The organism is Gilliamella sp. Nev5-1, assembly GCF_001690895.1.
Lineage (GTDB): Bacteria > Pseudomonadota > Gammaproteobacteria > Enterobacterales > Orbaceae > Gilliamella > Gilliamella apicola_C.
The window spans coordinates 63,692-77,940 of the sequence record NZ_LZHO01000005.1 but is presented as its reverse complement, the minus strand read 5'-3'; the positions used below and the strand labels follow the sequence as shown (position 1 = coordinate 77,940).

General features: G+C 34.6%; 14 protein-coding genes. 4 read left to right on the top strand and 10 right to left on the bottom strand.

All coding sequences use genetic code 11. The features are described from left to right. Window positions 1-273 precede the first annotated feature (273 nt). The 10 genes from A9G41_RS00570 to tssI all read right to left on the bottom strand — a co-directional run bounded on the left by A9G41_RS00570 (window position 274) and on the right by tssI (window position 8,815). On the bottom strand, window positions 274-801 hold the full coding sequence (locus tag A9G41_RS00570) for a hypothetical protein (RefSeq protein WP_075539183.1): 528 nt from the start codon (window positions 799-801) through the stop codon (window positions 274-276). A gap of 180 nt (window positions 802-981) precedes the next feature. After that, window positions 982-1,461: a hypothetical protein gene (locus A9G41_RS00565; protein WP_075539182.1), complete on the bottom strand. Its 480-nt coding sequence runs from the start codon at window positions 1,459-1,461 to the stop codon at window positions 982-984. After that, a complete protein-coding gene (locus tag A9G41_RS00560; protein WP_075539181.1) occupies window positions 1,442-1,648 on the bottom strand; it encodes a hypothetical protein in 207 nt (68 codons plus the stop codon). Before A9G41_RS00560 ends, A9G41_RS00565 begins: the two co-directional genes overlap by 20 nt. 287 nt (window positions 1,649-1,935) lie before the next feature. Further along, a complete protein-coding gene (locus A9G41_RS00555; protein ID WP_065653526.1) occupies window positions 1,936-2,724 on the bottom strand; it encodes a hypothetical protein in 789 nt (262 codons plus the stop codon). Further along, window positions 2,714-4,129: a hypothetical protein gene (locus A9G41_RS00550; RefSeq protein ID WP_075539180.1), complete on the bottom strand. Its 1,416-nt coding sequence runs from the start codon at window positions 4,127-4,129 to the stop codon at window positions 2,714-2,716. Before A9G41_RS00550 ends, A9G41_RS00555 begins: the two co-directional genes overlap by 11 nt. After that, window positions 4,130-4,879: a hypothetical protein gene (locus tag A9G41_RS00545; RefSeq protein WP_075539179.1), complete on the bottom strand. Its 750-nt coding sequence runs from the start codon at window positions 4,877-4,879 to the stop codon at window positions 4,130-4,132. Continuing rightward, a complete protein-coding gene (locus tag A9G41_RS00540; RefSeq protein WP_075539178.1) occupies window positions 4,876-5,388 on the bottom strand; it encodes a DUF4123 domain-containing protein in 513 nt (170 codons plus the stop codon). Before A9G41_RS00540 ends, A9G41_RS00545 begins: the two co-directional genes overlap by 4 nt. Window positions 5,389-5,427: 39 nt before the next feature. Then, window positions 5,428-5,844, bottom strand: coding sequence for a hypothetical protein (locus tag A9G41_RS00535; RefSeq protein ID WP_065652389.1), 417 nt, complete (start codon window positions 5,842-5,844; stop codon window positions 5,428-5,430). Between the two features lie 5 nt (window positions 5,845-5,849). After that, window positions 5,850-6,626 carry a hypothetical protein gene (locus tag A9G41_RS00530; protein WP_075539177.1) on the bottom strand — a complete coding sequence of 259 codons (777 nt, stop codon included), beginning with the start codon at window positions 6,624-6,626 and terminating at the stop codon, window positions 5,850-5,852. A gap of 14 nt (window positions 6,627-6,640) precedes the next feature. After that, window positions 6,641-8,815: a type VI secretion system Vgr family protein gene (gene tssI / locus A9G41_RS00525; protein WP_075539176.1), complete on the bottom strand. Its 2,175-nt coding sequence runs from the start codon at window positions 8,813-8,815 to the stop codon at window positions 6,641-6,643. Between the two features lie 445 nt (window positions 8,816-9,260). Here tssI and leuS point away from each other — a divergent pair, with 445 nt between their 5' ends. From leuS to nadD, 4 genes are read left to right on the top strand one after another with little or no spacing between them, the layout of a single operon-like run. Further along, a complete protein-coding gene (leuS, locus tag A9G41_RS00520; RefSeq protein WP_065581849.1) occupies window positions 9,261-11,843 on the top strand; it encodes a leucine--tRNA ligase in 2,583 nt (860 codons plus the stop codon). Window positions 11,844-11,878: 35 nt separating this feature from the next. Beyond that, window positions 11,879-12,373, top strand: a complete 495-nt coding sequence (gene lptE, locus A9G41_RS00515; RefSeq protein WP_065581848.1) for an LPS assembly lipoprotein LptE — start codon at window positions 11,879-11,881, stop codon at window positions 12,371-12,373. Between the two features lie 7 nt (window positions 12,374-12,380). Continuing rightward, window positions 12,381-13,385 (top strand): DNA polymerase III subunit delta, encoded by a 1,005-nt coding sequence (holA, locus tag A9G41_RS00510; RefSeq protein WP_075539175.1) that lies wholly within the window; start codon window positions 12,381-12,383, stop codon window positions 13,383-13,385. After that, complete coding sequence (nadD, locus tag A9G41_RS00505) at window positions 13,379-14,032, top strand: nicotinate-nucleotide adenylyltransferase (RefSeq protein ID WP_065581846.1); 654 nt, start codon at window positions 13,379-13,381, stop codon at window positions 14,030-14,032. The genes holA and nadD overlap by 7 nt, the downstream gene beginning before the upstream one ends. Window positions 14,033-14,249: the final 217 nt, after the last annotated feature.

The window sequence follows — 14,249 nt, the reverse complement described above, 5'->3', positions numbered from 1 at the left end:
AACTTTTCAGTAGTTCAAAGTGGAATACGCTTTATTCTAAAGTTAACTTTTCACTCACAATACATCGGATAAACACGTTTATTACCCTAAGTATAGCCAAGCTTTCAAATATGATGAAAACATTACAGAAAACGTTAGCGTAAATGTTTTCATCATATCGCTCAATGTCAAAGTAATCATTGAATCATCCAATAATTTAGGTTGATATTACAATAACAGCATTTCTCAAACTCATGTAAATAACGCAAGCAATGCCTAAAAATTATTGTACTGTCACTCATCCCTTTTTCTTTTAATTATTACCCAACTTCGCATTTCATCCAATGATTTTTGAATAATGTTATTGTGGCGAGAAATATCATACTGCTTTGCGCCAATAATCGATGAACATTTATTATGAGGATATAATACTGAACTATAATATAAAATTAGGTTTTCTTTCGATTCTTCTTTGCTATTTTTTAATTCGGATTCGCCATCTTTTAATTTGGATTCACTATCTTTTAACTTGGAATAAACTATATCCATTGTATTATTCGGCGAATATTGGGGATCACTTGCTGCCTCTGATATAAATTTGAGTCTATATTTTGCGCTTAAAAATAAGTAGCTAGAAACATTGTTATAACAGCGTGCATAAATTTCGCAAAATGAATAATGGTTAGCTTCACAATATTTAGTTATTTTATCATTAATCTCAATTTTTGATTCCTTCTCTACAGCAAAATAATCATTACCACATCCAGTAAGTAATATTATGGTTGTTGTAAAAATAATACTTTTATAGCTTAATAATTTCACTTCTGACCTCCATTTTATATTTTAATGTATAAAAGATATTTATTTTTATATATTTTATCTCGTGACTTATTTAGACAAAAAAGTTTCACTATTCTGTTTTTTTCAGCATTATAACCCGAATAAAACAGGCCTTCAGTTGTAAAAGTTGAGAACTTTATATTACCTTAATTAACTAGCTTGCTATTTTTTATTCATTTTCTTTCTTTTTCTTTCTATGGATTCTTCAATTTTGGGATAATAGTGCGAAATATCATACTGCTTTGCACCAATAATGGATGAACATTGATTGTGGGAATATAACAGATAACTAACATCTAAACTTATAACTTCTCTATTTATTTTTTCTTCCTCTTTCAATCTAGAATAAAGATTATCCATAAAATTTTTAGCACTTACTTTTTTATATCGTGATAAAGAATTTGTAAACGGTAAATTTATTAGACCATAGAGATTGCTCGGATAAACATTTAATTGATCAAAAACATCAAGATAACATTGCGCATAAACCTCACAAAATGCATAATGGTTCGATTCACAATATATAACAACGTTATCGTAAGTCAAATCTCTTGCTATTGTATCTGTATCACTACAAAAACAACATCCCGTTAGTGATAACGTAGTTGCTAATATAATAGAGTTATAATTGAATAACTTCATCTTTAATCCCCTCCAATTCAAACATCTCTTTTGCGTTCGCATGCCCATAATCAATGTTATTACCTAGTATATCCCTGTTAATTATCATATTCACATCAGCGTTTTGGCATTTTTGCCATGGTCCACCAATCCGTGCAATAAAGTTATCAGTACGCCGCCAGCTTGCTGTTTTATAATCAACATACACATTAAGCCAGCGTTTTACATTTTTCGGTTTTGCCTGCTTACCATTTTTTGACCATGATACTGGGTCTAAGGTGACTAATAATGCTATTAGCTTACTAACCAGCTATTTTTTATTCCTTTTCTTTCTTTTTCTTTCTATGGATTCTTCAATTTTGGGATAATAGTGCGAAATATCGTACTGTTTTGCACCAATGTAGAAAATATCCTTAAAATAAATGCAATTAAGTTTTTAATTTTATCGGTTGCTATTATTTTGGATACTCTAATCCATACCGCTTTTTATTAGCATTAATCAGCAAAATTAAACTCAATATTATCAAATATCCATTGAGCAATTTCCATAACATCTTGTTCTACAAGGTTTACATACCATATTTTGAAATTACTATTATGAAAAAGCGCAATAATATTCCCTTCCGTTTCTGACGTTTTATTCATAAGGGAAAAAGTGCCCAACTCCCCTTTATTATATGCAAAACGTCCTGAGGAATTATCAATATTTAAACTGCGAATAAAATTAAATTTAGCCATAAAATTTGCATCTTTTATAAATAGAAGTAGTATATCAATTTCAACAAATTGGTCTGACTCTTTCATAGATGCCTTATCTTTGGGGAGCAATCCTAACACGACTCTTTTTGCCAATTTTTTGTTATTTAAATTGTCAACATATTCTTTTTCCATTATTTGTGCAATTCGATAATTTCTACCATTTATCGATTCAGCTGATAACTTTTCAGCTATATGTGTATCGAATGATATTTGCTTAATTTGTTTATCTTCAGATTGTTGTATAAAATCTGAAAAATTGATTATATTATTATTTTTAATGATTTTTTTGTTTTGGAAATAATCTAAATATGCTTTTATATTAGCGTTTGTTAGTTTATTTAATGTACCCCCAAATTCTTGAGAAAAAAATTGTTCTTGTGTTAATTCTATTGTTTCTTTTGTTACAACAACTGCTGACATAATATTTTCCTCTGGCGCTATATTGGCTAATGCTAATGATGAATTTGATAAGTTAACAACAAAACAAACCATCCCCAAAATAAATAAATTTTTTTTACCAAACAATTTTTGATACTCCTTTTATAGGATAACCTCTAGTATGTTCATGACCTTTATATTTACCCTTGAAAGACTTTTCTATAGCTTCAAGTGTTAAAGGCAATTCAGTTAATGGTTTTGGATAAACAGATTCCTCTGGTGGCGTCCGCTCGCCAAGAATTTGGGCAATTCTTTGATTAAATTTAAAATTAACTTTTATATCTAACACTTCATTAGCATATTCTAATATTGATTTATCTCCAAGATAAGGACCGATTGTCGCATCTAAAATAATTCCAGTTTCTTTTAATCTAACAAATACATGATTGTCAAATGTCATTCGTATAGTCCCTTCACCGGGTTTACCAAATAATCTAGATTCAACTTTATTGCTATTATTAGATTTATAAAAAGGGTTATTACAGCTCCCAATTCCAACTAGGTTTGTCGTTTTTATATAACCAACAGGCTTCATATAAATCCATTTAGATATAATGCCTAATGCACCACATAATGACTGAACTGCCGCAGCTTGGTCATAACAATTTACAATATTTCTCTTTGTTGTAGAACCGAATAAGCCATACTTTGTCTTCGATAAATATCCCCTTAATTCAAATTTCCCCTGGTTTGACTCACTCATAAAATAAGGTATATGAAAATCAAATAAAAAATAACTGCTAGCACCATTTATAGCCTCATATACCATCCCATGTTCACTATGACAATATTTAGTTATTTTCCCTGCCGAAACAACAGTGTCTTGATCATTATTAATATCTGTATTTTTGAATAGAAAACGTAATACCTCAACCCAAACACCTTTCTTATAAAATTTGGCTGGTTCATCATAAAGTACAAAAGCTTCAAGTGGTATTTTTTCAGAAAAAAGATTATTTTTTGTCATAGCTGTACCATTATCTTCGTACTCTAACGAAAATGTCGGTGATATTAACCAACTAATCTGGTCAATATCACCCTCAAGAATAACTGATTCTTCATCATCTTTTGCTGGCAAACTAAATTCGTTCGAGATAAATTTTTTGTTACCAAATGAAAGAATTAATTTAGCCTTGTTTCCAGATGTACTAATAGGAAGTGCTGCACCACAGACTGTTTTTAGTCTAACTTTTAGCTTTATTTTTTTGTGATTTGCCATACTGGAGCTGCGAATAAAATAAACTGCAGGATTATCACTACAATCTTGATAGAAAAAATCGTCCGAATTGACTTGCGTAGTTGTCGTTGAGGTTGATGATTTCCAAACTTTCCAATTTGGAATTGGCTTATCTTGTTGACACACTCTAGTATAACTTTCAAGCCATTCAACCTCTATAATTTTAATATCTATTTTGTCACAAGGTATGATAGAACTACCTACAATTCTACCTGAACCGGCGCTAGGTGGGGCAATTGGAGGGGTATTCGGCATTTACTCTACTCCTTCTATAACTATTTTTGCCAATGTTTTAGCTAAATCTTTTAAAGTGTAAGTATTGGCTTTTATCTGCATCGCAATATCAGACCAGTTTAGCCAATAACAGGTTAGATCAGTATCAAAATGTTGTCCTAAGACAAATAAAAATAATAAATAAATTGCTTGTTGCGTTAAATCCTGAAAATCATATTTAACTAATGCCTGTTTACGTCCCCATTCTATCAACTCCTGATAAATCGCCTCCCCCACAAAGGTGACTTTCTGGGGATAGATAAATTTAAAAAATTGTAACATATCAATAGTAAAATCACCTTCCTCTCCGACTGGTAGCTGACTAATTGATATCAAAAATATCATTTCTTTGAAATGGGTAGCATCATCGCCTATTACTTTTTGTGTGTAGTCATTCAAATGTTCATACAATTGTGAGGCTCGCGACATTTCATTACCGTCGATTTGGCTTAATATATTACGAAATAAGGTATACTGAATATCTGTTTGAAAATGTTCACCTAACATAATCATGGTATCTAGATAAAGTCGAATAGTGTCGACTAATTTGAACTGATTTTCTTTTCCTTTTATAAGTGCCTGTTCAATAACCTGCCTACTGTTTTTTTCAGTCATTAACTGAACCCATAGTGGAAAAACTTCCTTACAATGACAGTAGTAATATGTAATGTCACGAGCCTGTACCAATTCATCAAACATAGCAATATCTTTTTTAGTAATCACTAGCTTCATAGATGATTTCCTATTTTATAGTCGTTGTTATACTGATAATGTTGTTGACTTGATTGCCAGATAGCCCAATGGATTTTACGCAGGATACCTATGTAGTAAGGATTTTTACTGGCTATTGACCAAAAACCTACAAAGCACAGCTGGTCGTAATAACGGAAAAAATGCTGACTGCCATCCTCCTTTTCAACATAAAGTAATTTTCGAAGTGTGTTAAATAATGGGGTAAAGGCAATAGAGGTTTGTAACCATATTGGGGTTTTGTGTTCTATTTGGTAAGTGACTAACGTCGAAATAAACGATGAATGGATAGTCGGTTTTAATTCAATTAATACCGGTCCAACTTCTGCCGCTGACTCTTCAGATGTTCCAGAAAATAACGATTTATAGCGTAAATTATCAATTTTTGATAATGATAAATAAAAACCCTTTAACAAGGCACAATCAACTAAAACATACCAATAATTCTCACTTGAAGCGTCTGGTATAAAAGGTAATAACAAAGACGACATACCGGTAACCTAATATTAATAAATCAGTTAAATAAATTTCTATTCTTCAATTTGACTTGGCTTTAATGGCCTTGTGGTTGGAACATAAATATCCCAAGATTCCATTTCAGGAATATCGCTGACAGTTTTATCACAAGAAACTGACACATGCCAATATCCCGAAGGTATATCCCACAATTTTTTATGAGGATCATATTCTGCCCATTCAGCTTTGAGTGGCACTAAGCACCTATTAACAATAATTCTTAAATCGGGCTCTAATGATCTCCAGTGAGTATTGTGTTCTTTATTATAGGCTTCAATAACTTCAATTGCTTTATCATTAATATATTTCAAGCCATGAATTTGCTCATTACCATAATGTTTCTGTACATTCGTTAAAACATGTGAATGTGCATAATTTGTTATCAAACTAATAAAAAAAAATAAAATCATTGTGTTTATAGGTGTTTTCATATTATTTATCCTATTATAAGTTTTCCCACATATTTGCCATCGCTGTCTGATCTATTGCTAATTAAATATTGATATAAATCATTCCATTTTTGTATTTCATAACAGGTAATGCATCCTTCCGATAAATTCCCTACATGAACAAAATTACTATTATATGTTGGCGCATATTCTATCGGAAACCATACCGTATCATAAGCTAATGCTTTATATCCATTTGGATCGGTTCGATAATAATCTGTTGACTCTTTGTCTCCTGCTGTAAATGGAGCCAAAATATTATAAGTTCCATTAGGTAGTGGTTTTGAATGCAAGATTTGTCTATAATAAGGACTAAGTGGGTTTGTTTCTACATAATCCACATCTGAATCAATGGTAATTCGTGCTTTGTTTCCGTTAAAACTGAGGTCTGCAAATAATTGGTTTAATTCTTGTTTTCTAATAATAGAAATTTCCTTTTTTCTTTTTAGATTTGTAACGGTTAATGTTGCACCAGTTCCTCTAGAACAGTCAATTAGACATTTTATTGCATTTTTATTACTTAAACTTGCAATATTATTAGCATATCGACCTTCTTTAATCAAAAAGTAGGTTCGGTCATTTTCAACTTTTTGAATAATGACTTTTGTATAATCACAAAGAAAAGCAAATTTATTACTCGGGTCTAGTTTTACTTTTAACCAGCCAGAGGTATCTATTGATTTAGTATAAAAGTGTTTTACAGTAACAGTTGTTACTATATTTTCGACATTATTCGTTGTATTAGCAAATACTTGATTATACATAAATTATTCCTTTTTCAGCATATAAAGCATTCAAACTTCACATTTTCAGCTTCGTCAGACAATATACATTCAGTTCGCCCCTCACTATCTGTTATACCTTCAATGACTTTGCCTGAGCCCAACGTTAATTTATATTTAACATTAGCTAATAGCTCACCCTCTTCATTTTTTAATACAAACACTTTTTGATATTCATCAAGCGATGGAGACACTTTTGCTGACGTATCAATTGGACAACGCTCAATAAAGGGGATACCGCTGCCAGCCAGTGCAGCTAAAATCGCAGGATTAAGCGGAGCTCTTACACTTGATGGGCTACCTGCATCACAAATATTTACCACTGGGCCAATATTAATTTTCGGACCATTAATATCAATGCCTCCAGCATGTACGACAATAAAACTATTGCCTACTTTAAAGGTGATTTTATCGTGACTTTCTAATACTAAATTGCCCTTGGTGTCCATGCTGACATTGCCAGCGACTTTTTGCATCAGGTCACCATCAACGATTAGGCTTTTATCTGCTACTACTTTTTCAAGACTATTGGCTTTAATAGTTATATCTTGTTGCTGCTCCACGGTTATAATTCGATTGTTAGCCACCACTAGCTTATCATCATGTCCAATGCTAGTAGTACGGTCATAGTCAATGCGTTCATTTTTACTATTACGAACCTGTATATCCATATCTTTTTGTGCATGTAGATGCAAAAGTTCATTACCCGTCGCATCGTCAAAACGTAATTCATTATGCCCCTGACCTTTGTGAGTTTGGGTTCGAAATACCGTTTGTGTTTTCTTCTCTGGTAATTGCACCGGCAATGCCATGATGTCGTTGTAAGTACAGCCAGTAATAATCGGCCGGTCAATGTCACCATTGATATAACTGACTATCACTTCTTGACCAATACGTGGTATAGCATAAAATCCATAACCTCGACCACTCCAACCTTGCATAACCCGTACCCAACACGATGCCTTTTCGTCCGCCTCGTCATATAAGTTCCAGTGAAAGTGTACTTTGACCTGTCCTAGCTTGTTGGTAAAGATTTCTTCACCTGCAGGCCCTACTACCTCGGCTACTTCTGGACCATCAGCAATAGGTTTAGGAATAAACGTTGGGCGCCAGTTTTTGTAATACCCAATAAAACGAAAGTAATTGGTTAAGCTCGCCGCTGTGTCACTAAAGTCTTCCTGTCCTGACTGGGGTAAAACGCCATGATGAACCGCAGCGACCACCTGCCATTTTTCATTAAGAGCGACAGAAGGGTGACCACAAAGCTGAAAATAATAACCTGGGCGTAAAGTAAAACAGTTACTTTCGCCCTCACCATATTCACTCTCTCTTTGTAAAACCTCCAGTCGATAACGAGTCATCTGTTCAGCCGAATCGTAATCAGGAAAACGGGCAAAGCTGTCATAAATGGTGTAGAGAGAAGTATTCGACCCTTGTAAGGTGTCTCCCCTAACTTCGTGTTGATAAGAAAAACGAGGATGTAAATATGTCCGGTCTTTGCCTATTGCCTTTTGGGGTGTCATTCGAGCAGACAAATTCATCTGATAAGCAAAGTCGCCCTCTGTGCTACTTTGCGGATGGTCATTATATTCTAGCGTATCACCGCCTAACACAGAAAGAAAACTATCCGTATATAAGCACTGCGCTTCGCCTTTGTTGACTTCAAACCAAAAAGTTATTCCTTCTTCTGCCGCTAAGCGACAAAAAAATGCATAATCTGTTTCTCGTTTCTGAGTGATAAATTCACGCTGAGTATGTTTATCCCGACAATCACAACAAAAGCGAATTTGATGCTCTTGCAGTAAAATATCGAGGACTTCAGGAATGCTTTTAAAATGGAAGATACGACTTTGTTGGCGTTGGGTGAGTAACCATAGCGAGGGGCGAACAATCAGGGTATAGTAGGTCTGCCGAAAACCACTTTTACCTCGCTTAGCTTCGGTAATAATCCCTATCACCTCTCGCTGAAATACACCATTTTGACTCACCGTTAAATGCGCATTACACAAAATCAGCGATTTAATATCAATATCAGCATCGGCACTAATTACCGTCAAGGTTAAGGTGAATAACTCTGACAGGTGCTCATCTAAAGTAAACTCTGTGACCGCAAAAGTATCAGGAGCACAACCATCAACCTGGCAATCAAAATACAATCCTTTTAATCTCATTATATTAGTTCTTTTTTATGTGATAGCTAAACTAAAAAAATCATTACCCTTTATTCACTGTTTGAGAAAGTTGATGCTTGATATAGATAAAAATTAGCCAACTTATTAATTAACTAGTGTGACTAACAACCCGCATCACGATTAACCTATTCTATAAAGAAGATTGTTTATATTCAGCCGAATATTTTCTAATCATTAGTACTTTCTATCATTACAGTTAACTGATTAATTAAGATAATCTAATTGGGTTATCTTAATTAAATCATTTCTGTAAACAATGCAATATTTTTTGTAGATCAAAGCTTATCTGAGCTGATGAATATTTAAATTTACTACTGAAAGAAATCAATATTGTGCCTCATATATCATTTGTAAAACGAATCAATAACCAATACAATTAGCGACATATTTTTATTAGCAATAATAGATAGGACATTAACTCGTCATGCAAGAACAATATCGCCCTGATGAAATCGAAGCCACTGTACAAAAACACTGGCAAGAAAATAAAACCTTTCACGTTACTGAAGATCCATCAAAAGAGAAGTACTACTGCTTATCAATGCTCCCTTACCCTTCTGGGCGCTTGCATCTTGGCCATGTTCGTAACTATACCATTGGTGATACCATTTCACGTTATCAGCGCTTAAACGGTAAAAATGTACTACAACCTATCGGTTGGGATGCGTTTGGTTTGCCTGCTGAAGGTGCTGCTGTTAAAAATAATAGTGCTCCTGCAAAATGGACTTATGAAAATATTGCTTATATGAAAAAGCAATTACAGCTTTTAGGCTTTGGTTATGATTGGGATCGTGAAGTGACCACTTGTCGTCCCGAATACTATAAATGGGAACAATGGTTCTTCACTAAACTATTTGAAAAAGGCTTAGTTTATAAAAAAACCTCAGCAGTTAACTGGTGCCCTAACGATCAAACGGTTCTTGCTAATGAGCAAGTGGTTGAAGGTTGCTGCTGGCGTTGTAACACCCCTGTTGAGCGTAAAGAGATCCCGCAATGGTTTATTAAAATTACTGCTTATGCCGAAGAATTACTTAATGATCTAGACACGCTAGAAAGTTGGCCAGAGCAAGTTAAAACCATGCAACGTAACTGGATTGGTCGTTCTGAAGGGGTCGAATTTGATTTTGCTGTTGAAAATTACGCTGATAAGTTACGCGTCTACACAACACGCCCTGATACGTTAATGGGCGTTAGCTTTGTCTCCGTTGCCGCAGAGCATCCGCTTGCTCAATTAGCAGCCAAAAACGATCCTAAAATTGCTGAGTTTGTCGCTGAATGTAAAAACACTAAAACAGCCGAAGCCGATATGGCAACCATGGAAAAGAAAGGTATTGCTACTGGCTTTTATGCTATTCACCCTTTAACAGGTAAAAAAGTCCCTGTTTGGATTGCCAATTTTGTGTTAATTGAATATGGCACAGGCGCAGTAATGGCGGTTCCTGCCCATGACGAGCGTGATTATGAGTTTGCTTCTAAATATAACTTGCCAATTAACTCTGTTATTTTAAACCAAGACGGCAATGCACCTGATGTATCTGAGCAAGCCTATACTGAGCATGGGATCCTATTTAATTCTGGTGAGTTTGATGGCCTTAATTTTGAACAAGCATTCAATGCCATTGCTGATAAGCTGATAGGATTGGGTATTGGTCAACGTAAAGTTAACTACCGTTTACGCGACTGGGGTGTTTCACGCCAACGCTATTGGGGAGCGCCAATTCCAATGGTAACACTTGAAGATGGTACAACTATACCTACTCCAGCAGATCAATTACCAGTTATTTTACCTGAAGATGTCGAAATGAATGGCATTACCAGCCCGATTAAGGCCGATCCCAACTGGGCAAAAACAACTGTAAACGGACAAAACGCACTGCGTGAAACTGATACTTTTGATACTTTTATGGAATCATCTTGGTATTATGCTCGTTATACTTGCCCACACTATGACAAAGGCATGTTAGATGAAAACGCAGCAAACTATTGGTTACCTGTTGATCAGTATGTCGGCGGCATTGAACATGCTATTATGCATTTACTTTATTTTAGATTCTTCCATAAATTAATGCGTGATTTTGGTTTGGTATCATCAGACGAACCAGCAAAACGCTTGCTATGCCAAGGCATGGTATTAGCAGATGCATTTTACTACACAAGTCCAACGAATGAACGTATTTGGGTGTCACCAACTGAAGTCACGATTGAACGTGATGAGAAAGGACGCATTGCTAAAGCCATTGACAGTAAAGGTAATGAGCTTGTTCATGCTGGCATGACGAAGATGTCAAAATCGAAAAATAATGGTATCGATCCACAAGAAATGGTTGAAAAATACGGTGCGGATACCGTTCGGTTGTTTATGATGTTTGCTTCGCCTGCTGATATGACACTGGAATGGCAAGAGTCTGGCGTTGAAGGTGCTAACCGATTTATTAAACGTGTCTGGCGTTTAGTTTACGAACATGCCCAAAAGGGACAAACAGCTAAACTTGATATTGCAAGTTTAAATAGCGAACAAAAAACATTACGTCGTGAATTACATAAAACCATTGCGAAAGTGAGTGATGATATTGGCCGTAGACAAACCTTTAATACGGCTATTGCTGCTGTGATGGAGTTTATGAATCGCTTACAAAAAGCGCCACAAGAAACCGAGCAAGATCGAGCTCTAATGGGTGAGGCATTAAATGCAATTGTTCGATTACTTTACCCTATGATGCCACACGCCTGTTTTGTTATGTGGCAAGCTTTAGGCCATAGCGAATCGATCGATAACACTACATGGCCTATCGCTGATGAATCGGCAATGGTTGAAGATGAAAAGCTCATTGTTGTGCAAATTAATGGTAAAGTTCGCGGTAAATTTACTGTGCCAGCTAATGCCGATCAAGATTTTGTTATGGCACAAGCAAAACAAGAGCCTAACATCCAAAAATATTTGATCGATGTTGCTATCCGTAAGGTGATTTACGTACCAGGTAAATTGTTAAACCTTGTTGTTGGTTAATATTGTTTGATAACTCAATTTAGGCGGTTATAAGTATGAGAAAATATTTAGCATTCATTATGTTATTAACAATATCCTTAACAGGATGTGGATTTCATCTACAACATGAGCCAGAAGTACCTGAACGTTTCAAAACGATGTCTTATGTAAGTTATGATCCTTATGGCCGCCTGTCTCGCGATATTAAAGAGTTATTGCACGATAACCAAGTGACTCTAGCTAATAATAATGCTTCAGAGCAATTGCCATCGCTAAGAATGATAAGCGAAAATCTAAGTCGCAATACCATTTCGATTTATCAGGATGGTAAAGCTGCCGAATATCAATTAGTCTTAGCTGTTGAAGCGCAAGTTGTTATTGCAGGCCAACAGACATACCCAATTAATGTTCGTGTATTTAGAACGTTCTTTGACAATCCATCTGAAGCACTAGCAAAAACGGTCGAGCAAGATTTAATTGAAAACGAGATGTTTAAACAGGCAGCTAAACAAATCATTCGTAAATTAAAATCAATTGATGCGGTAAATTAACGTTATCATGATTAAAATTAGTGCCGATCAAATTAGCCATAAATTAGGATCACCTTATTATTTGATTTTAGGTAGTGATCCTTATTTACAGCATTATACGCAAACTGAGTTACGAAACGCTTTTAAACTTGCTGGCTTTGATGAACAGCTTACTTTTGTTATTGATAATCAAACTGATTGGATAGCCATTTTTGATTGCTGCCAAGCAATGAATTTATTTTCAAGCAACACTTTGCTTCTACTTGATTTTGGTGAGAATTCATTAAATGCAGGCATTACCGCTAAACTTAATACGCTCAGCGAGATTTTAACGCCTGATATTGCACTGATAATCACGCTCAATAAAATGACTAAAACACAAGAAAATGCAATTTGGTATAAAGCTTTATCGGATAAATTGGTTGTTGTCAATTGTGCCACACCCGATACCTTACAACTACCACAATGGGTTAAAAATCATTTACAGCAACAACAAATTGCTATTGAGCCTAAAGCAATAGATCTACTTTGCTATTATTATGAGGGCAATTTGCTTGCATTAACGCAAATTATTGCACAGCTAAAATTGTTGTATCCCGATCACATCATTTCTTATGACGAAGTCGAAAGCAATATTAATGATTCAGCAATATTTACGCCCTATCATTGGACTGATGCATTAATGGCCAATAAAATAAAAAGGGCTATGCATATTTTACAGCAGTTAAAGATGAATGAATTTGAGCCATTAATCTTGTTGCGAATTATTCAACGTGAGCTAATACTGATCATTAATTTAAAAAAAGGGTTACAGCAAAAATCTTTAAAACAGGTTTTTGATGAATATAAAATTTGGCAAAATAAAAGAACGATTTATACCAATTATCTAAATCGTTGTGATATTAAAAGCTTATTTAATTTACTAGCCAAACTGACTGAAATTGAAATCAGTCTAAAACATAATAATCAAGTTCAAATATGGGACGAAATATTTAATTTATCAATGCAATTTATGGGATTAGATAAATGTTGAACGCATTATTAGGAGGGACTTTTGATCCAATCCATTATGGACATCTTCGTCCTGCTATTTCATTAGCAAATGAAGTGGGATTAAAGCAAATTAGTTTATTGCCTAATCATATTCCACCCCATAAACCTCAACCCGAAGCCAATACTGAACAACGTTTAACAATGTTAAAATTAGCTATCGAAGATTTACCTTTATTTGCGTTAGATATAAGAGAGATCGTTCCTAGAGCATCAAAACGCCCGTCTTACACTATTGAAACACTTCAAGCGTGGCGAGAAGAAAAGGGAAATAGTAATGGACTGGCGTTTATTATGGGGCAAGATTCATTATTGAGCTTGCCAACTTGGAACAAATGGAAAACACTGCTTGATTACTGCCATTTGTTAATTTGCCGTAGACCAGGTTATGCACAAAATACCAATAACATTGAGCTACAACAATGGATTGATGAACATAGTACAACCAAAGTTGAACAATTACATGACTCACCTCATGGCTATATCTTTTTTGCGCATACACCACTTGAAGATATTTCAGCAACGGAAATTAGGCGAAATATTAACAATCAAGCACGTTGTGAAAAGTTATTGCCACCTCAAGTATGGCACTATATTCAGCAACAAAGACTTTATAATATAAAGAAATAGTAGAAAGGGCTTTACATCTGACAGTTTTTTCGGCATTATTTCGCCGCTGTATTTATATATTCTAAACTCAGTTTTTTTGTGTTTATACTTAGCTTGTTAGGCTTTTCATCAAATACCGATAAGGTAAGATAAAAGTGTAACATTATTGTTTTGTCATTAAGCACTTTACATGGCAAATCAATTAAGTATATTTAATTTGTATTTATTATTAAGAGGC

What these genes read in the sequence shown, in the direction of transcription:
- A9G41_RS00565 (WP_075539182.1), bottom strand. Translation starts at nt 1,461, where the DNA reads ATGAAGTTATTCAATTATAACTCTATTATATTAGCAACTACGTTATCA.
- A9G41_RS00550 (WP_075539180.1), bottom strand. Translation starts at nt 4,129, where the DNA reads ATGCCGAATACCCCTCCAATTGCCCCACCTAGCGCCGGTTCAGGTAGA.
- A9G41_RS00545 (WP_075539179.1), bottom strand. Translation starts at nt 4,879, where the DNA reads ATGAAGCTAGTGATTACTAAAAAAGATATTGCTATGTTTGATGAATTG.
- A9G41_RS00540 (WP_075539178.1), bottom strand. Translation starts at nt 5,388, where the DNA reads ATGTCGTCTTTGTTATTACCTTTTATACCAGACGCTTCAAGTGAGAAT.
- A9G41_RS00535 (WP_065652389.1), bottom strand. Translation starts at nt 5,844, where the DNA reads ATGAAAACACCTATAAACACAATGATTTTATTTTTTTTTATTAGTTTG.
- A9G41_RS00530 (WP_075539177.1), bottom strand. Translation starts at nt 6,626, where the DNA reads ATGTATAATCAAGTATTTGCTAATACAACGAATAATGTCGAAAATATA.
- tssI (WP_075539176.1), bottom strand. Translation starts at nt 8,815, where the DNA reads ATGAGATTAAAAGGATTGTATTTTGATTGCCAGGTTGATGGTTGTGCT.
- leuS (WP_065581849.1), top strand. Translation starts at nt 9,261, where the DNA reads ATGCAAGAACAATATCGCCCTGATGAAATCGAAGCCACTGTACAAAAA.
- lptE (WP_065581848.1), top strand. Translation starts at nt 11,879, where the DNA reads ATGAGAAAATATTTAGCATTCATTATGTTATTAACAATATCCTTAACA.
- holA (WP_075539175.1), top strand. Translation starts at nt 12,381, where the DNA reads ATGATTAAAATTAGTGCCGATCAAATTAGCCATAAATTAGGATCACCT.
- nadD (WP_065581846.1), top strand. Translation starts at nt 13,379, where the DNA reads ATGTTGAACGCATTATTAGGAGGGACTTTTGATCCAATCCATTATGGA.